19 protein-coding genes are annotated in these 25,032 nt (G+C 66.0%); 8 read left to right on the top strand and 11 right to left on the bottom strand.

What is annotated here, in order from left to right:
• Window positions 1-33 precede the first annotated feature (33 nt).
• Window positions 34-717, bottom strand: coding sequence for a lysoplasmalogenase (locus tag PKE71_RS16350; protein WP_271188079.1), 684 nt, complete (start codon window positions 715-717; stop codon window positions 34-36).
• 67 nt (window positions 718-784) lie between these two features.
• Here PKE71_RS16350 and PKE71_RS16355 point away from each other — a divergent pair, with 67 nt between their 5' ends.
• On the top strand, window positions 785-2,032 hold the full coding sequence (locus tag PKE71_RS16355; protein WP_271188080.1) for an alpha/beta hydrolase-fold protein: 1,248 nt from the start codon (window positions 785-787) through the stop codon (window positions 2,030-2,032).
• Window positions 2,033-2,209: 177 nt separating this feature from the next.
• Here the strand turns inward: PKE71_RS16355 and PKE71_RS16360 are convergent, their stop codons facing one another.
• On the bottom strand, window positions 2,210-3,508 hold the full coding sequence (locus tag PKE71_RS16360) for a trypsin-like serine peptidase (protein WP_271188081.1): 1,299 nt from the start codon (window positions 3,506-3,508) through the stop codon (window positions 2,210-2,212).
• A gap of 204 nt (window positions 3,509-3,712) precedes the next feature.
• Here PKE71_RS16360 and PKE71_RS16365 point away from each other — a divergent pair, with 204 nt between their 5' ends.
• Window positions 3,713-4,144 (top strand): hypothetical protein, encoded by a 432-nt coding sequence (locus PKE71_RS16365; protein ID WP_271188082.1) that lies wholly within the window; start codon window positions 3,713-3,715, stop codon window positions 4,142-4,144.
• On the opposite strand, the gene PKE71_RS16370 is transcribed toward PKE71_RS16365, so the two are convergent.
• The 6 genes from PKE71_RS16370 to PKE71_RS16395 all read right to left on the bottom strand — a co-directional run bounded on the left by PKE71_RS16370 (window position 4,141) and on the right by PKE71_RS16395 (window position 11,492).
• Entirely contained in the window at window positions 4,141-4,965 is an 825-nt protein-coding gene (locus PKE71_RS16370) for a PhzF family phenazine biosynthesis protein (protein WP_271188083.1), read from the bottom strand. The two genes, PKE71_RS16365 and PKE71_RS16370, sit on opposite strands and share 4 nt — an antisense overlap.
• Before the next feature lie 6 nt (window positions 4,966-4,971).
• Complete coding sequence (locus PKE71_RS16375) at window positions 4,972-5,811, bottom strand: thioredoxin family protein (protein ID WP_271188084.1); 840 nt, start codon at window positions 5,809-5,811, stop codon at window positions 4,972-4,974.
• Between the two features lie 227 nt (window positions 5,812-6,038).
• Window positions 6,039-7,823, bottom strand: a complete 1,785-nt coding sequence (locus PKE71_RS16380; protein WP_271188085.1) for an ABC transporter ATP-binding protein — start codon at window positions 7,821-7,823, stop codon at window positions 6,039-6,041.
• A 327-nt stretch (window positions 7,824-8,150) separates the two neighbouring features.
• Window positions 8,151-9,848: a methyl-accepting chemotaxis protein gene (locus PKE71_RS16385; RefSeq protein WP_271188086.1), complete on the bottom strand. Its 1,698-nt coding sequence runs from the start codon at window positions 9,846-9,848 to the stop codon at window positions 8,151-8,153.
• A gap of 259 nt (window positions 9,849-10,107) precedes the next feature.
• Window positions 10,108-11,034 carry a thioesterase family protein gene (locus PKE71_RS16390; RefSeq protein ID WP_271188087.1) on the bottom strand — a complete coding sequence of 309 codons (927 nt, stop codon included), beginning with the start codon at window positions 11,032-11,034 and terminating at the stop codon, window positions 10,108-10,110.
• Between the two features lie 29 nt (window positions 11,035-11,063).
• Entirely contained in the window at window positions 11,064-11,492 is a 429-nt protein-coding gene (locus tag PKE71_RS16395; RefSeq protein WP_271188088.1) for a transcriptional repressor, read from the bottom strand.
• 114 nt (window positions 11,493-11,606) lie between these two features.
• Here PKE71_RS16395 and PKE71_RS16400 point away from each other — a divergent pair, with 114 nt between their 5' ends.
• From PKE71_RS16400 to PKE71_RS16415, 4 genes are all read left to right on the top strand, one after another.
• A complete protein-coding gene (locus tag PKE71_RS16400) occupies window positions 11,607-13,769 on the top strand; it encodes a TonB-dependent receptor (RefSeq protein WP_271188089.1) in 2,163 nt (720 codons plus the stop codon).
• A 135-nt stretch (window positions 13,770-13,904) separates the two neighbouring features.
• Entirely contained in the window at window positions 13,905-14,525 is a 621-nt protein-coding gene (locus PKE71_RS16405) for an OmpW/AlkL family protein (RefSeq protein WP_271188090.1), read from the top strand.
• Window positions 14,526-14,678: 153 nt separating this feature from the next.
• Window positions 14,679-15,464 (top strand): SapC family protein, encoded by a 786-nt coding sequence (locus PKE71_RS16410; RefSeq protein WP_271188091.1) that lies wholly within the window; start codon window positions 14,679-14,681, stop codon window positions 15,462-15,464.
• 157 nt (window positions 15,465-15,621) lie between these two features.
• Entirely contained in the window at window positions 15,622-17,745 is a 2,124-nt protein-coding gene (locus PKE71_RS16415; protein ID WP_271188092.1) for a protein-disulfide reductase DsbD family protein, read from the top strand.
• On the opposite strand, the gene PKE71_RS16420 is transcribed toward PKE71_RS16415, so the two are convergent.
• Entirely contained in the window at window positions 17,742-18,218 is a 477-nt protein-coding gene (locus PKE71_RS16420) for a hypothetical protein (protein WP_271188093.1), read from the bottom strand. The genes PKE71_RS16415 and PKE71_RS16420 overlap by 4 nt on opposite strands.
• A gap of 189 nt (window positions 18,219-18,407) precedes the next feature.
• Here PKE71_RS16420 and hisS point away from each other — a divergent pair, with 189 nt between their 5' ends.
• Window positions 18,408-19,892, top strand: coding sequence for a histidine--tRNA ligase (gene hisS, locus PKE71_RS16425; protein ID WP_271188094.1), 1,485 nt, complete (start codon window positions 18,408-18,410; stop codon window positions 19,890-19,892).
• Between the two features lie 251 nt (window positions 19,893-20,143).
• On the opposite strand, the gene PKE71_RS16430 is transcribed toward hisS, so the two are convergent.
• Complete coding sequence (locus PKE71_RS16430; RefSeq protein WP_271188095.1) at window positions 20,144-21,310, bottom strand: coiled-coil domain-containing protein; 1,167 nt, start codon at window positions 21,308-21,310, stop codon at window positions 20,144-20,146.
• Window positions 21,311-21,655: 345 nt separating this feature from the next.
• Here PKE71_RS16430 and PKE71_RS16435 point away from each other — a divergent pair, with 345 nt between their 5' ends.
• Window positions 21,656-22,753, top strand: coding sequence for a glycoside hydrolase family 3 protein (locus PKE71_RS16435; RefSeq protein WP_271188110.1), 1,098 nt, complete (start codon window positions 21,656-21,658; stop codon window positions 22,751-22,753).
• A gap of 174 nt (window positions 22,754-22,927) precedes the next feature.
• Here the strand turns inward: PKE71_RS16435 and PKE71_RS16440 are convergent, their stop codons facing one another.
• Complete coding sequence (locus PKE71_RS16440) at window positions 22,928-24,895, bottom strand: S9 family peptidase (protein ID WP_271188096.1); 1,968 nt, start codon at window positions 24,893-24,895, stop codon at window positions 22,928-22,930.
• Window positions 24,896-25,032: the final 137 nt, after the last annotated feature.

A 25,032-nucleotide genomic window follows, 5' to 3' on the forward strand; every position in this document is an offset into this window, starting at 1 on the left:
CCGAGTTCCGGCTGCCTTCTGGCGGACGGATCGCTAATTCGGGTCGGCCCTTGCCGACTTGCCGTCCAGAGCCAGACCGAGCGCAATGCCGGCCTGTCCGAGATAGTATGTCACCCACACCACCGGGCCGGCCCATTCCAGATAGCCGGTGAACAGCCGCACCGCGAGTACGCTGTCGGAAACCAGGAACAGGAGGGCGCCGGCCGTGGCCAGTGGCGGCACGCGGCCGATCACGGCGAGCACGGTCATCACCAGGATGATGCCGTTATAGATCGAGGCCGGCAGCTGGAGATCGCCGAAATAGGGCTGCAGCCAGGCCAGCATCACCACGCCATAGCCTGCCAGGGCGAGCGCCGCGATCCGGCTCCAGCCGCCGCGGCCGCCATCTTCCAGCCGGATGCGGGCGAACAGGAAGATGTAGACGAGATGGCCGAGGCCGAAGGCGGCAATGCCCAGCGGCAGCTGCGCCGGCTCCAGCGCCAGGAAGATATCGCCCAGCGATCCCAGGAAGAGCCCCAGTGCCAGGATGCGATGTCCGTGGATAAGGGCGAACACGGCCAGCAGCACGATGCCGGCGGCCTTGATCGCCACATCGGCGGGGTAGGGGGCGGAAAGGCCAAAATCGTCAAACAGATAGGTCAGGGCAAACAGGGCCGACAGGATCAGGACGATCTGCGAGCGGCGGTCGCCGGCCAGCGTGCGAAGCGTGGATGTCATTGCCTGTCTCCCCTCTGGGCTGCAACAGGCTAGACTGGCCGGTGCGGCGGCAAAAGGTTTCTTTGGCATGTGGGGAAGATGGGGATGGGGTCTGGCCGTGCTCGCCCTGTTGTGCACGGCGCCGTCGCGCGCCCAGCCGCCGCAGGCTGTCGCGGCTGCGATCGCGATGCTGGACGAACGCCCCCATGCCGGCGAGGAGGCCTGGCGCGGCCTGTCGGCGCGCAGCCTGCCCCTCATCGAGCCGCACCCCGGCGACGACGCGCTTGCCCGCGTCACCTTCGTCTACAAGACGGCACCTTCGGTCAGCGGCGTCCGCCTGGACAGCGTCATCGCCGCGCCTTACGCCCGGCAGCCGGTCACCGACTATGTCGATGACTTTACCCTGCCGCTCCAGCGCATCGGCGAGACCGGAATCTGGTGGACCACGCTGGACGTGCCGCGCGAGATCGAGGCGGTCTACTCCTTCCTCGTCTTCGATGGCGAGCGCTGGCAGCGCCGGTCCGATCCGCACAATCCGCGGCATCTGCGCGGATCCGGCGCCGAGGCCGTCCTGCGTCTCGACCGGGCCCCCGATCCGGCGCCGCAGCGTCCCTGGCCGTCGCGCCGCCAGCGCGAGCCGGAAGTCCTCTTCGTGGAGAGCGGCGCGCTTGAAAGACGGGTCACTGTGCAGCTCTACCGCAACCCTGATGCAACACTGATGTCACCGCTATTGGTGATCTATGATGCATTTCTGTGGGGGGTGCGTGCCCCCGCTTGGGAGATCGCGGCCAACCTTGCGGCAGCAGGCGAAATCCCGCCGGTGAACCTGGTCCTGATCGACCAGCTCGACACGCTCAGCGAGACCCGCCGCTATGACGACCAGGTCGGTTTTCTTGCCGACGAACTCCTGCCTGCACTGGCGCAGCAGGGCCTCGAACCGGCGCCGGGTCAGGTCATCCTGGCCGGCGCATCCCGCCGCGGCCTCGCTGCCGCCCGGGCCGCGCTGCAGCGGCCGGAGGCGTTTGGCGGGGTGATCTCCTTGTCGGGGTCGTTCTACTGGGCGCCGGAGGGTGAAGCGGCGGAATGGCTGGGCCGGGACCTGCGGCCGGCCGGGGCCCGGGCGCCGCGCTTCTATCTGGCCGCGGGACAGCTGGAATATGTCGAGACCAGCACCAATGGAGGCCATGTCATGCTCGACGCCAACCGCCGTTTCGGCACCGCCCTGACAGCCGCCGGCTATGAAGCGGAGCTGGCGATATTCCCTGGTGGCCACGACATTGCCGGCTGGCGCCACGCCCTGGCGGACGGCCTGGTCGCGCTTCTGGGGGAAGATTGAGGAATGCAGGGCTCGCCCCGCTTGCGGGGGAGCTGTCCGCGTCAGCGGACTGTGGGGGGGCGGCGCGAAGTGGCGCAGAGCGCGTTAGCGCGCACGGATGACTCACCCCCTTCGACCTCACCCGGCCCAAGGCCGGGCTCGGCCACTTCCCCCGCTCACGCAGGGGAAGCCCTGTTGTTATTTCGGCGGCTTGCCGGGACCGCGCGGGCGGGGGCTGTCATTGCCGATCCGGCCGGCGATGAAATCGTCCAGATAGGGCAGCCAGCCTTCCGAGCGCGTCGCGATATAGATCATCGGGCCGCCGGGGTTCGACCGGAAATTCGAGTCCGTCGCGACGATGAAATACTCGTCGCCCTCACGCACCATGAAGGGCGAACCCGAATCCCCGCGGGTGGTGTCGCAGTTGTGGGCCATGGTGTTGTCGTTGAAGACCTCGACAATGTGGCAGCCCAGATTGCCCGACAGGTGGGTGCCGGTATCCCAGCTGTAGCCGGCCTGGAACAGCTCCGCTTCCAGGGCCCGCTGCGCGCCGGCCGTATCGATCAGGCCGCGGGCTCCGACATGGCCCAGTTCTGCGCCGAGCGGACGGTCGATGCGCAGCAGCGCCCAGTCGGTCCCGTCCAGATCGTCGGTCGAGGAAAAGCGCTCCTCATCCCAGTCGGGGGAATTGAAGTAGTCGATCACCCGCGCTTCCAGCGGACCGCCCTCGCGGGCATAGGCCGTGCGGAAGACGCCGCGCGCATCCAGCCGCCCGTCCTCGCTGATGCAGTGCGAGGCGGTGATCAGCACCGTGTCGGCGATCAGCGTCGCCGTGCAGGCGCCACCGGCGTCGAAATCGACCTGGCCGATCACGCTCCAGGGAAACACGGAGGTATCCATGAACACCCGGTCGTCATGGCCGAAATAATGGTCGTTGATCCCCATCGGACGATCACGGCCGGTGCAGTCGGCCCGGTCGGTGCGTTCGGCGCAGGTGCCGTCACCGACGCCGGGCTCGTTGCACACACCGTCGAAGGCGGCCTCGCAGCTGTCATTGCGAAAACGCAGATGGATGATCTCGCCGCAATCATTGAGGTCGGTCGCCTGGGTGCAGGCGCCGGTGCCGAAGCCCGGCTCGTCGCACTCGCCATCATTCGCCCAGCGGCAGGAATTGTCCTCGACCCCCTCCACGATGCGCCAGCAGTCGGAATAGTCCGTGCCGCGTTCACAGGCGCCGGTGCCGATGCCGGGATCATCGCACTCGCCGTCATTGGCCCACTGGCAGGTGTCATCGCCGGAATACCGGCCGGCCGCCGGCGTGGCGCCGGGCTTGGGCGGCTTGCCCTGGAGCCAGCGGGACAGGTCGCGGCTGGACAGGCGTTCGGCGTCCGGTGACGGCGCTCCGGCCAGAGCCGGCTCGTCCCGCGCATCCTGGGCAGCGGCCAGTGGCGAGACGGCGAAAAGCAAGGCAGCAGCAATCCAGACGCGACGTTTCATGACTTTCCTGTTCCCCCCAAGTGCTCAGGCCAAGTGCTCAGGCGCTTATCCGCCAGTTCAGCGGCAAAACCAAGCGTCACCCTGCCTATCAGAGCGCCACAAAGATGACCGTCCCCTGAACAGGGCATTCAAGCCAGGTTCGGGCCGGCTGTGGCTTGATGGCGGACGAGGAGGGCACCGACCTGACAGGAAAGGACTGAGATCATGTTCGGTATCAAGACCATAGCCGCTGCCCTGGCACTCTCGACCGTCGGCAGCATCTCCATGGCCGGCGCTGCCCAGGCTGACACCTGGGTCCTGAACGCTGCAGCCTGCCCGGATCTGCGCGAGGATCGCCGCGATCGCCGCCACTATGACGGCCGGCGCGACCGCCGCGAGGACTTCCGCGACCGCCGGGTGATCGACTGCCCGCCGCGTGCCTGGCGCTATGAAGCCGGCCGCTGGGACCGCCATTACGGCCACCCGCGCTATGAGCGCAGCCGCTATGCCTCGCCCGGCCTTGTCTACCGTTCGCGCGATGGCGGTTTCTACGTCGCCGACCGCTATGGCCGCCGCCAGTGGATCGATGTGCGGATCGAGTATCCGCGCGGTCGTCACTATGACCGCCCGCATGGCCGCCCGTACCGAGGCTACTAGGCGTCCGGCAGGATGATCGCACCGTCCAGATAGCGGGGCGCGTGACCGTGGAAGGTGACGCGCCCTGCGGCCGGTTCCACCTCGAGCCGGCCGGGGCGCGGGCCGATCTGGCGGGCTGTCAGACGGGTCTCACCCAGGCGATCCGACCAGTAAGGCGCGAGCGAACAGTGGGCCGAGCCGGTCACCGGGTCCTCGTCAACGCCTGAAGCCGGCGCGAAGAAGCGAGAGACGAAATCGACCGCGTCGCCGGGCGCGGTGATGATCACATTTTTGCCGATGGTGCGAAGCTGTCCGAGATCGGGGCGGACCTCCCGCACGGTGTCCTCATCCGCCACAACCCACATCTGATAGCGCGCGCCGTGAATCCGCTCGATATCGAACATGGCGTCCAGCTCGTGTCCGGACAGGCCGAGCGCGTTGCGCGTCGCGGTATCCGGCTTGCCGGCATGAAAGCCGACCTGCGGCAGATCCATCGTGAAACCGGCCGCGCTGCGGCTGACGCTCAAAGGGCCGGAGCGCGTCTGGAAATGCGCGGTCTCGCCGCGCACGGCACCGGTTTCCAGCAGCACCGCGCCCGCCGCGAACGTGGCGTGACCGCACAGATCGACCTCGACCGCCGGCGTGAACCAGCGCAGATCCCACCGGTCCTTGCCGCTTGGGACGACGAAGGCCGTTTCGGACAGGTTGTTGGAGTTGGCGATACCGGCGAGGACAGCGTCGCCGGGAAAGGCATCCATTACGCAGACACCGGCCGGATTGCCGCTGAACGGGACGTCCGGATCGGCGAAGGAGTGGATTTCATAGTAGGGCAGGCGGGTCATGGGGCGTTACCAGGCAGAGGAGACATGCGGCTCGAAATCGAGCGCGAGATCGGGTTCGTCCGCATCCAGCGCCGCCACGGTCTCGATCGTCACCGGGCCATCGCCGGCCCGTTCGCTCAGCGCTTCGGCGACCAGGCTGCGGGCGCGCGATTGCAGCCGGCTGATCTGGCGTGGCAGCGCCCGGCGCCAGGCTTCCACCTCGCCGTCCAGCGCGGCGAAATTCTCCGGCCGTTCGGAGGCGGGCAGGGCGCGCCAGGTGGCGATGTCGCGATAGGCCCGGGCGAGGCGGGCGGCCTCCTCATCCTCGAACACCTCGATTTCCAGCAGCATCGCCTGATAGGTCAGCGAGCCTTCCAGCAGGCCGGCCGAGGCCGGGCCCTGATCCGCCCATTTGGCAAACCAGGCGCGCGCTTCCTCGACCGGCGTCGAGGCGGCGCTCGACCAGTCATTTCGGGCCTCACGGTTCAGCAGGACTTCCTCTTCGGGATCGACGATCAGAACGGTCGGCGTCGCATAGAGCGCGGTAATGCCGAACCGGGCGGCCACGTCCTGGTTTTCATTGCGCCAGTCCACATCGATGAAGCGGGTGACAAAGGACTGTTCCAGCGTGGCGGCGAGCTCGGGGTCCTCGAAATGATGCGCCAGGCCGCGGCTGTCATGGCACCAGTTGGCGCCGAGCACGAGCAGCAGGCGCTTGTCCTCGGCCCGCGCCTGAGCCAGTGCGGCATCGACCACCGGCATGGCGTCGTAATTGCCGTCGAAAGGCCGCGGATGATCGCCCTCGGCCGCAGCGACCATGGGCATGAGAAAAAGCAGGAAGCCGAGCACGGCGGCAGTGATGCGCATGGGGAACTCTCATTCTGTGGTGCCGCCAGAAAAGCACAGGGACAGGGCGGGGGCCAGCAGAGCACCCATCCTTCCCCTTGACGGGGAAGGTGCCCGGCACAGCCGGGCGGAAGGGGTGAATCCCGGTGCTCGCGAATTCGCAGACACGTTGCCCCCACCCCCTCCGGCCCGCGGCTTGCGCCGCGGCCCACCTCCCCCATCAAGGGGGAAGATGGGGTTCGCAGACGCTACCCCGCAGCCAGTGCCGCCAGACGGGCATAGATGCCGTCATCATTGGCAGCCAGCTCGTCATGCGTGCCCTGTTCGACCACACGGCCGCGATCGAAGACCAGGATGCGGTCGGCATCGCGGATGGTCGACAGGCGGTGGGCGATGAGGATGGTTGTGCGGCCGGCCATGACCGCTTCCATCGCCGCCTGCACGTCGCGCTCGGTCTCGTTGTCGAGGCTGGAGGTCGCCTCGTCGAGAATGAGGATCGGGGCGTCGGCCAGGATCGCCCGGGCAATCGCCACACGCTGGCGCTCGCCGCCCGACAGCTTCACGCCCCGCTCGCCGACCAGCGTGTCATAGCCCTGCGGCAGGCGCCGGATGAAGGCGTCGGCATGGGCGGCTTTCGCGGCCTCGATCACCTCGTCCAGGGAACAGCCCGGCCGGCCATAGGCGATGTTCTCCGCGATCGAGCGGTGGAACAGGGCCGGGTCCTGCGGCACCAGGGCGATATGGCGGCGCAGGCTGTCCTGGCGCACGTCGCGGACATCCTGGCCGTCGATGATCACACAGCCGTCGTCGACATCGTAGAGACGCTGGACCAGCTTGACGAAGGTCGATTTGCCGGACCCGGTGGGGCCGACCAGCGCGACTTTCTCGCCGGGGCGGATGGCGATGGAGAAGTCGGTGTAGAGCGGGCGGTCCTGGCCGGCATAGGTGAAGTCGACATGGTCGAAACGGATCGCGCCCCTGGACGGGCGGAAGTCCTTCGCGTCCGGACGGTCCTCGACCTCGTTTTCCTGCAGGTCGAAAATCGCCAGGTCCTGGATCTCGTCCATGCTTTTCTGGACCTGCTGCACCTGTTCGCCGAAGCGCCGCATATAGCCGGCCACGATCATGTAGGCGGTCAGCGCTGCCGTGACATCGCCGGCCGTCGCCGCTCCGCGCGACCATTGCCAGACCAGCAGGCCCACGAGGGCGGCCTGCATCGACAGGTCGGTGACGATGTTGACCAGCCAGGAATTGACGAAGCGCAGCCAGGTCTTCTTCGCCTCGGCGCGCCAGCGCCAGGCGAGCGCGTGGAAGCGCGTGTCCTCGCGGGTCTCCGCGCCGAAAGCCTTCACCGTGGCGATGCCGCCGACCGCATCGGCCAGCGCGCCGCCGATCTGGCTGTCCAGCGCGTTCGAGCGGATATTCTGCGGGCGGATATAATAGCGGCTCAGCACCAGGGTGGACGCCACGAAGGCGGCCATCACGCACAGCACCACGAGGCCGACCAGCGGCCAGCGGAACGCCATCACCGCGGCGATACCGAGCATGACCGCCACCGACGGCGCGACGCCGAAGATGATGTTCATGGTCAGATTGTCATAGGCCCACATGCCACGCGTCACCTTGCGCACGACCGAGCCGGCAAAGGTGTTGGCGTGCCAGTCCAGCGAGAAGCGCTGCACCTTGGAAAAGGCTTCCGAGGTCAGGTCGGCCATGTTCGCCGAGGAGAAGGGCACTTCACAGCGCGAGGCCAGCTGGCGGAAGGCATAGAACACGACCGCCACGCCCAGATAGAGCACGAAGGCGGGCCAGGGTGTTCCGGCATCCGGCCCGGCGGCCAGCGTGTCGATGAGGCGGCCTGCGGCGAGCGGGATCATCAGCTCGGTGATGGTCGCCAGCGTCATGAAGCTGATCATACCGGTCAGCAGCCACGGGCGGCGGGCCCACTGGCGGCCGAGATAGGCCAGAACCTGGGTGTTCTTCAGCTCGCGCGTGCGCGGCGTTTCATTTTCGTCGTCGAGAAAGTCGGACATGGCAGCGTCGGAGCCCCTTTGCGGAGGGTGGGGCGTTCCGTCCTCATGAACTTGATCATCCGGGAAAAGCGAAGGTCGGGCGCAATGGATAACCCGTGGGCCGTTCCTGCATCGCGCGGGTCGGGCTGTCGACGGGACCAGGCAGCGCGCCGGCTACCTGCTTTCCTAGATGGATCGAGTCATGGATCTGCTCACTTGTGCCGATTGATCCGGGAGGGCTGGGTAGCCGCTCGCGCCGGCAAGGGCAAGTTTCGCCGGCGCGCTTTTCGCGTTTGAAGGGAGAAGTGTGGCCTGCCGGGCACAGGGGGAGGGGAACCCCGTGCCCGGTCAGGCCGCTTCCACGGCCTGGAGATAGCGCTGTATCTCCGACCGGATGCTGGAGCTCTGGCGGGACAGTTCTTCTGCCGTGCCGGCCACCTGGCAGGCGGCGGCAGAGGTCGAACTGGCGGCCGTTTCGAGCATGGTCACGGACCGGTTGACCTCTTCGGTCCCGGCCGCGGCCTCGTGAACATTGCGGTTGATCTCGTCCGTCGCGGCTGTCTGCTGTTCGGCGCCGACGGCAACGGCGGCGGAGATTTCGGCGACCTGGCCGACCACGTCATGGATGGCCTGGATGGCGCCGACGACGTCCTGCGTGCTCTGCTGGATGGTGCGGATCTGGCCGGTGACGTTGGCGGTGGCCTGTTCGGTCTGCTCGGCGAGATTCTTCACTTCGCCGGCGACGACGGCAAAGCCTTTGCCGGCTTCACCCGCGCGCGCGGCCTCGATGGTGGCGTTCAGGGCCAGCAGCTTGGTCTGTTCGGTCACGCTGGCTATCAGGACGAGCACATCCTCGATCTCGCGGGCGGCACTGGCCAGGCCGTCGATCCGGGCGAGTGCCTGGGAGGTGCGGCTGGAAGCGGTTTCGGAAATCTCGGCCCCGCGGCCGATCTGGTTCGAGACCTCGCGGATGGCAGCGGCGAGCTCCTCGGTCGCCGCAGCGACGGTCTGCACATTGGACGAGGTCTGCACCATGATGGCCGACACGCTCTGGGTCTGGGCATTGCCCTCTTCCGCCGCGGTCGCCATCGAACTCGCCGTGGCTTCCAGTTCCTCGGCGGCGCTGGCCAGTGTGGCCATGGAAATCTCGATCTGCGCCTCGAAGGCGTCGGTCAGTTCCTTGACCGTTGCGGCGCGCTCCAGTTCGCGGCGGGCGTTTTCCTGATCCTTGCGGATCTGCTCGATACGCTCGCGCGAGACGGTGATGAAGTGCTGCAGCGTGCGGTTCAGCGCGCCGATCTCGTCGCGCCGGTCGATACCGTCGACCCGGACATCGAGATTGCCTTCTGCGACACGGGTCAGATTGCCGACGACACGGTCCAGCGGCTGCACGATCTGGCTGCGGCTGATGATGTGGGCGAGGGCGAAACCGCCCAGCGCCGAGATGAGGCTGACCGCGATCATCGCGATACGGACAGACTTCATGGTCGCCTCCGCATCGGCGGCCAGCTCGACGCCGCGGTGGTCGGCATGTTCGATATAGGCCTCTATGGCGCTGCGCAGTTCAACGATCGTGTCGTCCGAGCCGTGCACCGCCGACAGCAGCGCGCGATGCTCGTCCGTCATCTCGATCTCGCCGATTTCCTCGGCGGTACGGATCGAGTGTTCCATGTCGACCAGATAGGCCATGTAGGCCTGTTCGATGCGGTCGAGCATGCGGGTCTGCTCGGGAGAGGCGGTCGCGCGGGCCTCGGCGAGCAGGTGCTCGAAATCCGCTTCGGCTTCGAGAACATGGGCCCGGGCGCGTTCGATATGCCCCGGGTCGATCGCTGCCTGGTATTCGGTCCGGTTGAGGTCGATCGCGTCCTGCCCCAGATGGCCGCCCAGATTGATCTGGACCGCCAGTTCCTCGATCGCGAGCGCGTCGTGCTCGACATGATTGAGGCTGACGATGCCGATCGTGGCGACAGTCGCGATGGCCGCCACAAGAAGGCCGGTGATGGCAAGAATCTTGGTGGCGATGGACAGGTCGGAAAACCGGAACATGGTGTCTCCTTGGCTCGCAATCGGCCGGGAGGGTGCAGATGCCAGATTGCACAGACCGCCGGTCCCCTCAAAGCGTGTGCGGTAACAGGTCTCGATCGGCACTCCGGGTGTCGACCTGAAGTCGTTAGGCGCAATTTCAGGGAAAGGCGATGTATAAGGAATTCATCGCGATTAAGGGTCAGGAAACCCTTGCATGCAAGAGAACGGATGCGTTCAGAAGCATTAGCGCGTCATTAACTGCAAGTTGCGTCCTGACCGCTCAGGCTTCAAGGTCGCCGATACAGGCGGCCTCGAGCGCCTGCTGGATTTCCGGCGAAGCGGGCAGGAGTTTGCGGGCGTCGAGGTCCATGGGAGCGGCGACGCCCTCCACGGTCCACCACGGACGTCCGGTCTCCGGTTCCAGCACCCAGTGAACGAGATTGCGCACCTTGGGGCCGGCTGACTTGAGTCCCGAGCGGACCACAAACCCGTCACCGGCCCGTGCCCAGCGCCAGGGCCGGATCCGGCACTCCAGCAGCGCCGAGCCGACATTGCCGCCGCCCCCCCGGGCATGCATGGCGTACTCTTCGGGGAAGGCCGCCGCGAAATTGGTCACGCTGTCGGAAATGCGCCCGAGCAGGAATTCCAGCCGCATGCGGCCGAAGGCGTCCATCTCCTCCATACCGAAACGGCCGCGCCCGATCTGCTGGAGGCCCAGCACGTCGGCCCTTGCCAGGCTGGCTTCGGTCCCGGGGCGGGTATCCAGCATGATGCCGCGCGGAGCTGCAAAGTCCGGACAGTCGACGGCGAGCCGGTCGGCCCGGCTGGCAAAGCGCCGCGGCCAGGCAAAGTCGCGCCCGTCCTGGGGCGAGGCATGGCCCAGCACGATCCGGAAGCTGGCAGCCGGCGCGCCCGAGCCGGAATGGCGCATCACCAGCATCGCGGTCGCGCCGGACGCATCACGGTCCAGAAGGCCGCCGTCGATATAGACAGGCGCGCCGGGATGGGCCTCGGCGAGGAAGCGGATATGAATGTCGCGCGCGATCAGCGTGGCCAGGGCATCGGCGCGATGGACCGGATTGAGCCCGGCCTCCTCGGCCAGATTGGCGACGGCCTGGGCTGCCTTGGCGAGATAGAAGCGCACATTCATGTGCCCCAGCTCGTCGCATTCCCAGGCATTCACGGTGCCGCGCCAGAGTTCGATCATCGCAGGAAGTTCCGGTCCGGATAAAAGGGTCAGTGCCTGCAGTTGGCGCAGTGGCCGAAATGCTCGACCACCGAACGTTCGATCACAAAGCCGTCGGGCATGTTCACCGGATCGGGCGCGCCGTGCCGTTCCTCCACCGATCCGCAATCGGAACAGATGAAGAGTTCGGCGCCGCCATCGTCATGGGCATGGGAACAGCCGACAAACGCATTCAGCGCCTCGACCTTGTGCACCAGCCCCGCCGCCATCAGGAAATCCAGGGCGCGGTAGACCGTCGGCGGCTTGGCAGCGCCCGGCCCGGGCTTGAGCGCCTCGAGCAGGTCGTAGGCCTTCACCGGAGCGTCGGCTTCCAGAACGAGTTCGAGCACGCGGCGGCGCACGGGCGTCAGCTTTTCGCCCCGCCCGGCGCAGTGGCTTTCGGCGGCCTCAAGGGCCCGGATCAGAGAATCGCGAGTCATCTGACGGATATTTAATCGCAGTCCCGCCGTTTTCACACCCCGGGGGATTGTCGCATCAAGGATGTTATAATATCACCATTCGCAATTGTGTTGTTATTACGTTGCGGGGATGCCATGCGTAACCTTCTTGCCTCCACCAGCTCGCTGCTTGTGCTCGGTCTCGTGACCGGCGCGCCGGCACTGGCCCAGACACACACCGACGGCGATCGTGAAGACGCCGATGTCATTGTGGTGACGTCCCAGCCGCTGGGCGTGACGGCCGATGAGGTTGTCGGCGGTGTGGAAGTGGTCGACCGGCGCCATCTCGAAGACAATCTGTCCGGATCCCTGGCCGACACGATCGCGCATGAGCCCGGCGTTTCGACGACCTATTTCGGCCCTGCCGCCAGCCGTCCGGTGATCCGCGGCCTCGGCTCCGACCGGGTGCGCGTTCTGGTCAACGGCGTCGGCCTGATCGATGCCTCCACCAACTCACCCGACCACGCGGTGGCATCCGAGGCCCTGGAAGCCCAGAGCGTGGAAATCCTGCGTGGTCCGGCCGCCATCGCCTATGGCGGCGGCGCGATCGGCGGTGTCGTCAACGTGATCGACGGCCGTATTCCCGAAGAGCGTGCCGAAGACGGTCTGGACGGCCGCTTCTACGCGTCGATGACCTCGGTCGACGAGGGCGAGACGGCGGCGGGCCGCGTCCGTTTCAATGCCGGCGAGTTCGTCATCAATCTGGAAGCGCTCACGCGGACAGCCGACAATTACGATATCCCCGGCTATGCCGAGTCCGACCTGTTCCGCCTGTTCGAGGAAGCCGAGCACGAGCATGAGGACGAGGATCACGAAGACGAGGATCATGATGAGGATCATGATCACGAGGAAGAGGAACATCCCTACGGCTCCGTCGAGAATTCGCGCCTCGACTTCTCCTCGGCCTCGGCCGGCATTTCCTGGGTTGGCGACAATGGCTTCCTGGGTTTCTCGGTAAAGCAGTCCAACGCGCTCTATGGCGTTCCCGGCCATGCCCATGCGCATGGCGAGGAAGAGCATGAAGACGAGGATCATGATCACGACGAGGATCATGACCACGAGGACGAAGAGCATGAAGGCGAGCACGGCGATGTCCGTATCGACCTGGAACAGACCCGTTATGATGTGCGTGGCGAGTGGCGCGATCTGGGTGAACATATCGAACGCATCCGCTTCTCCTTCGGTGTCGGCAGCTATGAGCATGTCGAGCTGGAAGGCGACGAAGTCGGCACCCGCTTCACCAATGATGGCTGGGAAGGCCGTGTCGAGGCCCGCCACACCCCGATCGAATTGTGGGGCGGCAGCTGGGAAGGCGCAGCCGGCCTGCAGGCCTTCAATCGCGACTTCGAGGCCGCCGGCGAGGAAGCCTATGTCCCGCCGTCGGAGACCTCCGACTGGGGCCTGTTCATCGTCGAGCGCTGGGATCGCGAGACCTGGGGCCTGGAAGGCGGGCTGCGGCTGGAGACACGCGAGCTCGACACGCCGGCCGAAAGCCGCGACTTCGACACGCAATCCTTCTCGGGGTCGGTCTTCGTCCGTCCGGTTCGCGATACATTCCTGGCCCTGACCCTGTCGTCCAGCGAGCGGGCGCCGACGGATGTCGAACTCTTTGCCGACGGTCCGCACGTCGCAACCCGCTCCTACGAGACCGGTAATGCGGCACTGGACGTTGAAAAGGCTCTGTCGGCAGAAATCACCGCGCGCACCACGATCGGTGAATGGGAGCTGGAAGGCTCGCTCTTCCGCGCCGACTATGACGGCTTCATCGCGTCCTTCCCGACGGGCGAGGAAGAGGATGGCTTCCCGGTCTATGAATACCGCCAGGAAGACGCCGTGCTCAGCGGTTTCGAGGGCCGTATCGAAGGCCCGCTGGGCTCGGTCGGCGTGTTCGACCTGTCCGGCGAGCTGACGGGCGAATATGTCCGCGGTGAACTCGACGATGGCGGCAACCTGCCGCGCATCCCGCCGCTCTCCTTCACGGCCGGCGTGACGGCCAGCACGGCCCGTCACGATCTGCACCTGGAAGCCGAATGGGCCGACGTGCAGGACGAGATCGCCAGCGAGGAGCTGAAAACCCAGAGCTATGTTCTGGTGAATGCGCGCTGGACGATGGAACCGTTCGACGATCGCGGCATGCGCATCGTACTGGAAGGCCGGAATCTGACCGACCAGGAAGCGCGTGTGCACACCTCGGTTCTCAAGGATCTGGTGCCGCTGCCGGGCCGCAATTTCCGGGCCGCCCTGGTACTGGATTTCTGATCGTCTGAGCCTGCGGCTTTCCCCTGCGTCAGCCTGCCGCGCGGCAGGCTGACGCGCGGCGAAACGCGCACTTCAGACACGCGCGAAGTGGGTCCAGAAAGTCCTCAAGTTTTCTAGGGACGAAAGGACAGACCCATGAAACGCCTCCTTCTGAGTGCCATCGCAACCAGCCTTCTCGCTGCCGCTCCTGCCGCCGCCGAACAGGGCGACTGGCTGATCCGTCTGCGCGGTCTGCACGTCATGCCGAACGAAGGCGCCACGATCGATCCGATCGGCGGCGATGTCGACATCGACACCTCGATCGTGCCGGAACTGGACATCTCCTACTTCATCCAGGACAACTGGGCCGTCGAGCTTATCCTGGGCGTCACGCCGCACGACGTCTCCGCCGTTGGCACCAGCGTGGGCGATGTCGATCTGGGTGATGTCACCCTGCTGCCGCCGACCCTGACGCTGCAATACCATTTCAATCCGGCAGGCAAGGTACGGCCCTATCTCGGCGCCGGCGTCAACTACACCACCTTCTTCAACGAAGACCTGCCCAACGGGTCCGCGCTGTCGACCATCGACTATGACGACAGCTTCGGTCTGGCCGCCCAGGCCGGCCTGGACTACGCGCTCGAGAATGGCTGGCTGGTGAACTTCGATGTGAAGTACATCGACATCAATACCGACGTTCTCATTGACGGCGCGATTTCCGCCGACGTCGATATCGATCCGGTGATCTTCGGCATCGGCATCGGCCGGACTTTCTAAGATCGAGCGATCCTTATTGCGAGTGCCGGGCCCGTCTCCCTCCGGGCCCGGCATTTTTCTTGCGTGCAGTTTGTCGATCTGCCTGCGCCGATGCGTTGCCGCATCAGGGCATATCCGCTATCTAGCGCCCAAAGAACTGAAGGGGTTTGTTCCATGGCCGATGCACCCGCCACCGAGCCGCGTCTCACGGGTTCCGTTCCGCTCTACAAGAATGTCGAGCCGCTGAACCGGCAGAAGCACAAGAATTACGGCGTCAAGACTGTCGCCAATCCGTTTTCCTTCCTGAAGGACTGGCATTTCGTGCCGGCCATCAGCCCGGAATTCTCGTTTGCCTGCGGCAGCTATCCGATCATCTTCCTCGGCGAGCGCAAGATGCCGGTGCTGGTGATGGGCCTGCGCCAGGGCTCGAATGTTTTCGTGACCGGCGAAGGCCAGTTCGATAACGAACACTACATTCCGGCCTATGTGCGCCGCTATCCGTTCGTCAGCGCGACGAACCCGAACGACCAGGCCTCGACGGTCTGTGTCGACCTCGATGCGGAATTCGTCGTGTCCGAAAACCCGGAGCGCCCCTTCTTCGACGAGAAGGGTGAGCCCACCGACTACACCAAGCAGGCGATCGATTTCGTGTCGGCATTCGAAAACGATGCCCGCGCAACCGAAGCCTTCGTTGAGCGCCTGATCGCGCTCGACCTGCTCGAGCAGAAAGACGTCAAGGTTGCCAATCCGCAGGATCCGCAGAACCCGGTTACGGTCGCGGAATACTGGGGCGTTTCCAACGAGAAGTTCGCAGCTCTGCCGGCGGCCAAGCTCAAGGAAATGATGGACAATGGCGACCTGACCGCCGTCATGTCCCACCTGATCTCGCTGCAGCGCTGGGACCGCATCCTGCGCCGTACGTCGCAGCTCGGCCAGGCCCAGGCCCAGGCTCAGGCCTGATCGGAACCTGCGGTTCACAACAAGACGGCCGTGCCTCCCGGGGTGCGGCCGTTTTGCTTTTTACATCACCATTTCGGGAGCCTGGTTCGAACTGCGTCGAATTCCGCCTATATCGGTGTTTCGATAGCGTCATCGATCATCCTGCGAGGTCTCGTACATGCGTTTCGTCCTGTTCGCCCTGATCCTGCTCGGCCTGAATGCGCCGGCCGATGCCCAGCCGGCCTGGGCCAGCGGTGAACCGATTGTCGAGGCGCGCCTCGTTTCCGAGCTGTCGCAGGCCGAACCCGGACGCACCTTCCATATCGGCCTGCACCAGGTCATGCCGGAAGGCTGGCACACCTACTGGCGCAATCCAGGTGACAACGGCTTGCCGGTCGAGATCGACTGGACCGCACCGGCAGGGGTGAGCATTGGCGGGATCGTCTGGCCGGCGCCGATCGAACTGCCGCTGACCGACGAGATCATGGACTATGGCTATAAGGGCGAAGTCACCCTGCCCATGCCGGTCACCATTGATCCGGGCTTTGCCGGCGACAGTGTGACCCTGATTGCCGATGCGACCTGGCTGGTGTGCGAGGATATCTGCATTCCCGAGGAGCGCACGCTGGAACTGACCGTGCCGGTCGGAGAAGCCGCGGAGCGTGATGAAGCGGGATACTGGACGATCCGCGCTGCCCTCGATGCCGAACCGATGCTTGCTGACGATCTCGATGCGCAGATGGGGCTGACCTCCGGCCATGTCGTGCTCGATCTGGGCGGCGGCGATCTGGTCCGCGACGCCGTCGAGTGGCGCAATCTGCGCTTCTTCCCCTACGAAGCCGGACTGATCCGCCATGCCGGACCGCAGGAGGTCCAGCGCGATGGCGAACGTGTTCTGCTGGTCATGGAGCCGGGCTATGCGGCCGATGACAAGCTGCAGTCGGCCCGGGGCGGGGTCTTGTCCTATGACGTGAATGTCGGCGGTCGCTGGCAGCGCCACGCCGTTGCGGTGTCACCCGAACCGGCCAGCCGGACGCCGGCCGTCGCCGTCGCGAATACGGGGGGTGCGGACGCAGGCAGCCTGCCGCCCAGCCTGCCCTGGCTTTTCGTCCTGGCTTTCGGCGGCGGCCTCATTCTCAACCTGATGCCGTGCGTCTTCCCGATCCTGTCGATCAAGGTGCTGAAATTCGTCCAGGTCGCCCATTCCGATGCCGGACAGGTGCGCCAGCAGGGGCTGTTCTTCCTCGCTGGGGTTCTCGCCAGTTTTGTCGGCCTCGCGGCGCTGCTGGTCGGTCTGCGCGAATTCGGCCTGCCGGTCGGCTGGGGCTTCCAGCTGCAGGTGCCGGTCGTGGTCGCCGTGCTGGCGCTGCTGCTCTTCGCCATCGGTCTCAACCTGCTCGGCGCCTTCGAATTCGGCACCCGGCTGATGGGGCTGGGCTCCGGCCTGACCGAGAAACCGGGCTGGCGCGGCGCCTTCTTCACCGGTGTATTGGCTGTTGTCGTGGCCGCACCCTGTGTCGGTCCGCTCGCCGCCGGTGCGCTGGGGCTGGCCCTGACCCAGCCGACGCCGGTCGTGCTGGCCGTTGCGGCGGCGCTGGGGCTTGGTCTGGCCGCGCCCTTCGTGCTGTTCAGCTTCTTCCCGGCGATGCTGCGCGTCCTGCCCCGGCCCGGCGAGTGGATGGTGGTTTTCCGTCAGGCGCTGGCCTTCCCGATGTTTGCTTCGGTGATCTGGCTGCTCTGGGTGCTGTCGATCCAGTCCGGTCCCACCGGCGTCCTGCTGGCCGGGATCGCCATGGTCGCGCTGGGACTGGCCGTATGGGCCAATCGCGGCAATGGCGCCGTCTGGAAGTCGGTCGCCTTTGTGGCCCTTGCCGTCAGCGTGGCGAGCACGGTCTGGGTCGCGCGCATCCCGGAGGCCGCGGCTCAACAGACCGCATCCGGCAGCGAACGTTTCGAGCCCTGGTCACAAGCGCGGGTCGAGGAATTGCGCGCCGAAGGCCGCGCTGTTTTCGTCGACGTTACGGCGGCCTGGTGCGTGACGTGTCAGGTCAACAAGCTGCGCGTGCTGCACACCGAAGACATCCAGGCCGCGTTCGACCGTTTCGATGTTGCGCAATTGCGGGCCGACTGGACCAATCGTGACGAGACGATCGCCGCGCTGATCGCCGAGCATGGCCAGGCCGGCGTGCCGCTCTACCTGCTTTATCCGGCCGGTGGCGGTCCGGCGCAGGTTCTGCCGACGGTGCTGACGAAATCAGATCTGGAACAGGCGCTCGACCGGGCCTCCCGCCGCAACGGCTAGCCGGCGCGGCTGGCGGCCGGGCAGCTGGCGGGCAGCTCGACCCCGCTCAGATCGGCATCGCTGTCGACGGCCGGGGCGATCTCGCTGGCATCGCGCATCAGGTCGGCCAGGGCCGAATAGATGTGCGCCTGTTCGGCTGCCGTCTCCGCGGCATTCAGCGCGCCCAGACGGCGTTCTGCGTCGGCTGACATGCCGCGGAAGATGCAGCGCAGATCGACGGGGCCTCCCGCCGCATCGATCTGACGGCTCAGCATCAGGGCCTCGACGGAGAACTGCTCCAGCTCGAAGCTGAACGGATCCTCGATATCCAGCGGATGGGCAGGGGCGGCCGGGCGTTGCGCGGCCGCCTGTGACCGCGCCGCCGCCTCGCTGCCCAGGCGGGCGGCGAAATCGGCAAAATCCTGTCCCGGTCCGGCATGGGCATGGGCACCGAGCACGGTCGCGGCGAGGGCGGCGAGCAGGATCTGGCGCATTATGGCACGGCTCCGGTTGCGATCGCTGTGATCTTGGCAGTAAGGCCTTGATTTCCCGTGAACGCATCGCAAATCCCGGACCAGTCCTGCTATCACGGGTTCACAGAGCGCCGTTTGGTATGGAAAACAGCGCTGTCAGGCGCGCAGGGCCCGGGGCGATCCCGGTCCGCCCGCATCCGGAGAGACACCATGAGCAAGCAGAAGCCCTTCCGTCCGAAGGCCCGCCGCCCGCGCGGCTTCGAGGATCGCACCGGTTCGACCCTGCGGGTCGAGCGGCATCTGGTCGAGTGCGCAAGCCGGGTCTACGACGATTGGGGTTTCGAACCGCTGATGACGCCGGCCTTCGAGTATGCCGACGCGCTGGGCAAGTTCCTGCCGGACGAGGAACGTCCGAATGAGGGCGTGTTTGCGATGGAGGATGATGACGGCCAGTGGATGGCGCTGCGCTATGACCACACCGCACCGCTGGCACGCTTCGTCGCCGAGAACTTCCAGGATCTCAACAAGCCCTATCGCCGCTATCAGGCGGGCGATGTCTGGCGCAATGAAAAGCCGGGTCCGGGCCGCTTCCGCCAGTTCGTGCAGTGCGATGCCGATACGGTCGGCTCGTCCAATCCGGCCTCGGATGCGGAGATGATCGCCCTGGCCGCCGAGGTGATGCGCGAGGTCGGCCTGAAGGACGGCGACTATGTCATCCGCGTCAATGACCGGCGCGTGCTGGACGGGGTGCTGGAAAGCATCGGTGCGTCCGATCCGGACCGCCGCATGCGCGTGCTGCGCGCCGCCGACAAGCTGGACCGGCTGGGCCGCGATGGCGTCGCCGCACTGCTGGGCGAGGGCCGCAAGGACGAATCCGGCGATTTCACCGAAGGTGCGAAGCTGGACACGGCCGGCATCGACACCGTGCTGAACTTCCTCGATGCGACGGGCGGCAGCCGTGAGGCTGTGATTGCCCGCCTGGAACCGCTGGTGGGGGCGTCGGAAACCGGCAAGGCCGGGCTCGCAGCCCTGTCGGAAATCCACGCCGTCCTCGGCGCCATCGGTGTCGACGAGACGCGTGCGGCGTTCGATCCTTCGATCGTGCGCGGTCTGGGCTATTACACCGGTCCCGTCTTCGAAGCCGAGCTGCTCGCCCAGGCGACCTATGAGGATGGCAAGCCGATCCAGTTCGGTTCGGTCGGCGGCGGCGGACGCTATGACGATCTGGTCGCCCGCTTCACCGGTCAGGCCGTGCCGGCCACCGGCTTCTCCTTCGGTGTCAGCCGCTTTGCTGCGGCGCTCTCCGCACTCGGCCTGACGGGCGAGGCGGCGGAAAAGCCGCTGGTTATTGTCGTGGCCTCCGAAAAGGACCGCTCGGCCGACTATCTGCAGATGGCGGCCGAACTGCGCGGGGCGGGCTTCCGGGCCGAGGCCTTCGTCGGCGGCGGAAATATGGGCAAGCAGATGAAATACGCCGACCGCCGCGGCGCCGTGGCCGCCGTGATTGTCGGTTCCGAAGAGCGCGAGCAGGGGCTGGTCACGATCAAGGACCTCAAGCTCGGTGCGCGTCTGGCAGCGGATATCAGCGATAATCGTCAGTGGAGGGAGGAACAGCCCGCCCAGCAGACGGTCGCCCGGGATGCCTGGATCGCTGCAGTCAAAGAGGTTTCCGGCCGCGACCGCGCTCAGGGCTGATTGCGGTAAACTGCGGATGGCTGCGACAAAACGTCAAACATTGGGGTTGACGTAACTCGGTGGCCACGTAAACGTAGGCACAGGACACGGACCTGACCGTCCTGTCCCTTTGGCGTTTCGGGGAGGAGACGCCCTTTATCGACCAACCGTTATCTTGAGGCTGGCCCTGTGCCAGCCTCTTTTTTTTGCTCGCCAAAAGAAAAACGGGCCGGAGAACCGGCCCGCTTCTCATGGCAGATTTCGCGATCCGGCTATTCGTCATCGCGGCTCTGGAATTCGAGAATCACGACGCGTTCGCCGTCATCGCTCTCGATCACCCGACGTTCCCGGTCGCCTTCCAGATGCAGGCGTTCGACATGACGGCGTACGCGGTCGCCTTCGCTATTGCCGGCGAGCCGGTCGGCTTCCAGACGATTGAGCCAGTCGATCAGGGCGTCGCCGGTCTGCTCCTCGCCATCGACCCAGACGCGGCGGCGGCCGTCATTGTCCTGTTCGATCCGGACACTGCGGTTCTCGTCCAGATCGAGACGTTCTGTACGCTCGCGCCAGGCCAAGGCCCGGTGACGGCTTTCCTCGCCTCGCGCGGCCTCTTCGTCGCGCCGGCGGTGGATCTCGACCCGGCGGCGTTCCTCGCGGGCGGCGTCCCGGGCGGCGCGGGCGATATCGCGTTCGGCCCGGACCATATCGCGTTGGGCCTGGGCCATATCACGCTCGGCTTCGCGCAGCTCGATCCGGACGCGGCGGCGCTCGCCTTCCATCTCGCGCTCGACCTCGGCCAGTTCGATGCGCACGTCGGCCATCGCCTCGCGGATTTCCTCACGTGCTTCGCGCAGCGCTTCGCGGACCTCGGCCTGCTCTTCGGCGGACAGATCGTCCCAGTCACCGTCATGGTGGAAATCGCTGCGCTCCAGGTTGGAAAGCGCCTCCTCGAGCGAGCGCATGACCTCGGCCTGTACTTCCTCGCCGTCGAAATCGAGTTCGATATCGAAATTGCCGGCGAGTTCGGTCTGCATACGGGCCAGGTGTTCGGCGCGCTCGGCCATATGGGCCGCGAACTCGGTGTCGAAGGCCATCTCGAAGTCGCGCTCGACGACGCGGATACTGCCCTCGCCGACGATGATCACGCTGTCGGCGCCGGCCTCGATCCGCTCGCCGTCGACGGTGACAACGCCATCGGCGATCTCGACGGTCTGACCGTCAATACGCAGTGTGGTGTCGCGTCCGTCGCGCTCCATGTGGATGGTGCGTTCGCCGTTTTCGCCGCGGATCTCGACCACCGGCCCGCGGCCTTCGGCATTCATGATGACCTGGCGGCCGTCGCTGACCAGGATACGCGTGTGCTGCTTGTCGTCGTCGATGGCCCAGGCGGCTGCGCCCAGAGTGGCGATCGCGCCGCCGGCCAGAAGAATGCGTTTCATGTTAATCCCTCGCTGAAGGCCCCTTGTGAGCGCTCAGTCTTGCAGGCCGTGCCTTACGGCGCCTGTGCGGTCGCCTGAATATTTCGTCACACTCTTGCCGCAATCCGGATCGGGGAAAAGACGCCCGAAAAGAAAAGACGCGGCAGCCGAATTCGGCTCGCCGCGCCAGTTATGGTTAGGGGCCGCAATCGTGAGCGAAAACGGCCAAGACATACTATGGCGTCAAAGAATGCCGGAATTATGCCGGAGCATGACGAATTCGACACGTCGCGGCCATAGGGGCTTGCCTGCATGGAGCGGGGTTTGCATGGTCAATGGCTACGGGCGTAGCGGGAGCGTGAATTGGTGAGACCGGACCGGCGTGACATTCTCAAATGGGGTGCGGCAGGCGCCATGGCTGCAGCCTGCCCGGCGGCGCTGGCCGATATCGCGGCCATGCCGCTGGCGGAGCGGATCGGCCGGATGCTGCTGCTCGGCTTTATCGGGTCGAGTGCGGAAACGGAGGGCGCCGACGTGATCGCCGACCATCTCGCTCACCGGCGCATCGGCGGGGTGCTCTTCCTGCGCCACAATGTCCGCTCGCGCGAAGGGGCCGAAAGCTCGGCCCGGCGCTTCGGCGAGATCGATCCGGCCGCCTGGATGGCGATCGACCAGGAGGGCGGGCTGGTGCAGCGCCTGTCCCGCGATCTGGGCTATACCCACATCCCGCGCGCCATGCAGGTGGCCGAGAACCGCACGCCGGACGAGGCGGGTGAACTCTATGCGATGGGCGCGGCGGAATTCCGCACAGCAGGCTTCAACATGAATCTCGCGCCGGTCGCCGACCTGCACGATCCGGACAATGCCGTGATCGGCCGCCATGGCCGCGCCTACGGTACGGATGGCAGCACGATCGCCGCCTATGCCGGCGCCTTCATCGAGGCCTACGAGGCCGCCGGTACTGTGTGTGCCATCAAGCATTTCCCCGGCCATGGCCGGTCGCGCGGCGACAGCCATGACGGGTTTGTCGATATTTCGCAGACCTGGAGCGAGGCCGAGCTGGCCCCGTTCGAACAGCTCATCGCGATGGGCCGGGCTCACATCATCATGGGCGGCCATCTCACCCTGCGCGCGCTCGATCCCAGCGGTGCGCCGGTCACGGTGTCGCAGCCGATCCTGGAAGGCGTGTTGCGTGAGCGTATGGGCTATCGCGGCGTGATCATGACGGACGATCTCGACATGGCGGCGATCCGCCAGAACTACGATCAGCGCGAAGCCGTGATCCGCTCGATCGAAGCCGGCAATGACATCATCATGCTGTCCAACTCGGCCGCACCCGATCCGGAACTGCCCCAGCGCATCGTCGACTGGGTCATCGCCGCGATTTCCGAGGGCCGCCTGACAGAGGCCCGGATCGACGCGTCTGTCGCGCGGCTCGATGTGCTGCGGGCGCGGGTGGCTTAGAGGCGCGATACCCTTTTCTTCTCTGCCGTCATCCCCCGGCTTGTCCGGGGGACCTCGTCCATCCCGTTTGTGGACCGCGCGGGCCGGTTATATCGGTGAAATCGCCACGTCGTGAGTTGAGGTCCCCCGGACAAGCCGGGGGATGACGAAGTGTGGGAGAGGAAAGTGGAAAACCTACTCCTCCACCGTCTCCTCACCCGTCAGATACGTATCCAGGAAACTCACATACGCTTCCGACGCCGCGATCCGGTTCTCGCGGCGGCGGAAGCCGTGGCCTTCATCGGGGAAGAGGACGTATTCGACCGGCACGCCATTGGCGCGGACGGCCTCGACCAGCTCGTCGCTTTCCACCTGCAGCACGCGCGGATCATTGGCGCCCTGGATCACCAGCAGCGGCTTGGTGACATTCTCGGCATGGAAGAGCGGCGAGATGGCGCGGTGGCGTTCGGCATCGGTCGCCGGATCGCCCATCTCGTCGTACAGCGCCTCGCGGAAGCTTTCCCACCAGGGCGGGATGGAGGCGAGGGTGCGCTCCCAGTTGGTAACACCGAAGATATTGATCCCGACCTCGAAAGCGTCCGGGTGGAAGGTGAGGGCCGCCGCGGTCATGAAGCCGCCATAGGAGCCGCCGATCACGCCGACCCTGTCGGCATCGACCCAGTCCTGCTGGCGCAGCCAGTCGCCTGCGGCAACGATGTCGCGCAGGTCTTCCTCGCCATGGCGGCGGTCGTCCATATGGTAGAAGGTCTTGCCGTAACCGGACGAGCCGCGATTATTGGCGGCGTAGACGGCATAGCCGTGATTGACCAGGTGCTGGATGGTGGCGGAATAGCCGATCCGGCTCTGCCCGCCCGGACCGCCATGCACCCAGACCAGGGCCGGCACCGGATTGTCGGCACTGGCGCCATGCGGCCGGTAGAGAATACCGGGGATTTCCAGCCCGTCGAAGCTTTCAAAGCGAACGACTTCGGCTTCCACCATTTCGGCCTCGGAAATCGCCGGGTTGAGGGCATTGGTCAGCTGGGCGTGATCCTGGCTGGCCAGGTCGACGACATGCAGGTTCGCCGGCGAGGTCGCGCTGTCGATCAGGAAAGCGATCCGGCCCTCGTCGCGCGAGAAACGCACCGAGCCGAGATCGCCGGCCGGCAGCTCGGGCAGGTCCAGCGCCGCGCCGCTCTGCGTGTCGATGATCGAGACTTCCGTGCGCGCATCGGCATTGATGCCGGAGACGCGATAGCGGCCCGAGGGCGAATAGGTGACGAAGGAGACGTCCCAGTCGGCCTCGATCAGCGGCGCGGTGTGGCCGCTCGCCAGATCATAGGTCCAGGCCTGGTTGAACTCGCCATGCTCATCGGTGGCATAGACGAGGGCCGTGCTGTCGGGCGTGAAGGTGTAGACGCCGTGGGCGATATTGCCCTCGTGCTCTGTGATCAGCCGCGGTGTGGCATCGCCGGAGGCCAGGTCGACCAGCAGGATATCGCTGTCGGCGGAGGTGCGGTTGCGTACCAGGGCGAGCCAGCGGCCGTCCGGGCTGACATCGCCGATCTCCAGCGCATCGTCATTCTGGAACACCACGCCGCTCTCATAGCTCAGCGTGTCATAGGCGTAGATATCCATGGCGCTCTGGTCGCGCTCATTGGTCAGCACCCACATGTCATTGCCGTCCGGCGACCAGCCGAGGAATTGCGCGCGCACCTCCTCGCCCGGCGTGATGTCGTTGAGGCGCCCGTCGAGCTCGCGCACATAGATATGGCTGATCTCGTTGCCGCCGCTGTCGGCGGTGACCACGGCGCGATCATCATTCGGGAACCAGCTCAGGGCGTAGGTCGCGTTCGTCTCCGAAGCGGTCAGTGCCTCACGCGCCCCGCTGGCCGGGTCGACCGCATAGGCGTTGAACACGCCGGTCTCGTCCGAGGAGATCAGGATCCGGCTGTCATCCGCCGACCAGGCAAAGCCCGCCGAGGAGGCGAGACCGAAACTCGTGGTCTGATGGAAGGTGGCGGCGTCGTATTGCGTGACGGTGGCAGCCGGTCCGGCAGCATCTGTTTCGCCCGATGCAGCCTGCGTGCCGGTATCTGCCGGCTGGCAGGCGGCCAGAAGGCCGGCCAGCACCAGGCTGGAACCCGTGATCCGGTATGTCATGTCTGTCCCCTCGATAAGCTGCGCGGAGTTTAGCGCGACTTTCCTCCCAATCCCATGGGGAAGTGGGCCGTTGGGGCGGCTCGGAGTGCCGGGCAACCGGCTCTGCTGATCCTTTCCTCTTTGAGGGACATGTACCT

The organism is Maricaulis virginensis, assembly GCF_027922185.1.
In the GTDB taxonomy this organism is placed as follows: domain Bacteria; phylum Pseudomonadota; class Alphaproteobacteria; order Caulobacterales; family Maricaulaceae; genus Maricaulis; species Maricaulis virginensis.

Bases quoted from the DNA above. Each gene is read 5' to 3' on its own strand.
- PKE71_RS16350 (WP_271188079.1), bottom strand. From the start codon at position 717: ATGACATCCACGCTTCGCACGCTGGCCGGCGACCGCCGCTCGCAGATC.
- PKE71_RS16355 (WP_271188080.1), top strand. From the start codon at position 785: ATGTGGGGAAGATGGGGATGGGGTCTGGCCGTGCTCGCCCTGTTGTGC.
- PKE71_RS16360 (WP_271188081.1), bottom strand. From the start codon at position 3,508: ATGAAACGTCGCGTCTGGATTGCTGCTGCCTTGCTTTTCGCCGTCTCG.
- PKE71_RS16365 (WP_271188082.1), top strand. From the start codon at position 3,713: ATGTTCGGTATCAAGACCATAGCCGCTGCCCTGGCACTCTCGACCGTC.
- PKE71_RS16370 (WP_271188083.1), bottom strand. From the start codon at position 4,965: ATGACCCGCCTGCCCTACTATGAAATCCACTCCTTCGCCGATCCGGAC.
- PKE71_RS16375 (WP_271188084.1), bottom strand. From the start codon at position 5,811: ATGCGCATCACTGCCGCCGTGCTCGGCTTCCTGCTTTTTCTCATGCCC.
- PKE71_RS16380 (WP_271188085.1), bottom strand. From the start codon at position 7,823: ATGTCCGACTTTCTCGACGACGAAAATGAAACGCCGCGCACGCGCGAG.
- PKE71_RS16385 (WP_271188086.1), bottom strand. From the start codon at position 9,848: ATGTTCCGGTTTTCCGACCTGTCCATCGCCACCAAGATTCTTGCCATC.
- PKE71_RS16390 (WP_271188087.1), bottom strand. From the start codon at position 11,034: ATGATCGAACTCTGGCGCGGCACCGTGAATGCCTGGGAATGCGACGAG.
- PKE71_RS16395 (WP_271188088.1), bottom strand. From the start codon at position 11,492: ATGACTCGCGATTCTCTGATCCGGGCCCTTGAGGCCGCCGAAAGCCAC.
- PKE71_RS16400 (WP_271188089.1), top strand. From the start codon at position 11,607: ATGCGTAACCTTCTTGCCTCCACCAGCTCGCTGCTTGTGCTCGGTCTC.
- PKE71_RS16405 (WP_271188090.1), top strand. From the start codon at position 13,905: ATGAAACGCCTCCTTCTGAGTGCCATCGCAACCAGCCTTCTCGCTGCC.
- PKE71_RS16410 (WP_271188091.1), top strand. From the start codon at position 14,679: ATGGCCGATGCACCCGCCACCGAGCCGCGTCTCACGGGTTCCGTTCCG.
- PKE71_RS16415 (WP_271188092.1), top strand. From the start codon at position 15,622: ATGCGTTTCGTCCTGTTCGCCCTGATCCTGCTCGGCCTGAATGCGCCG.
- PKE71_RS16420 (WP_271188093.1), bottom strand. From the start codon at position 18,218: ATGCGCCAGATCCTGCTCGCCGCCCTCGCCGCGACCGTGCTCGGTGCC.
- hisS (WP_271188094.1), top strand. From the start codon at position 18,408: ATGAGCAAGCAGAAGCCCTTCCGTCCGAAGGCCCGCCGCCCGCGCGGC.
- PKE71_RS16430 (WP_271188095.1), bottom strand. From the start codon at position 21,310: ATGAAACGCATTCTTCTGGCCGGCGGCGCGATCGCCACTCTGGGCGCA.
- PKE71_RS16440 (WP_271188096.1), bottom strand. From the start codon at position 24,895: ATGACATACCGGATCACGGGTTCCAGCCTGGTGCTGGCCGGCCTTCTG.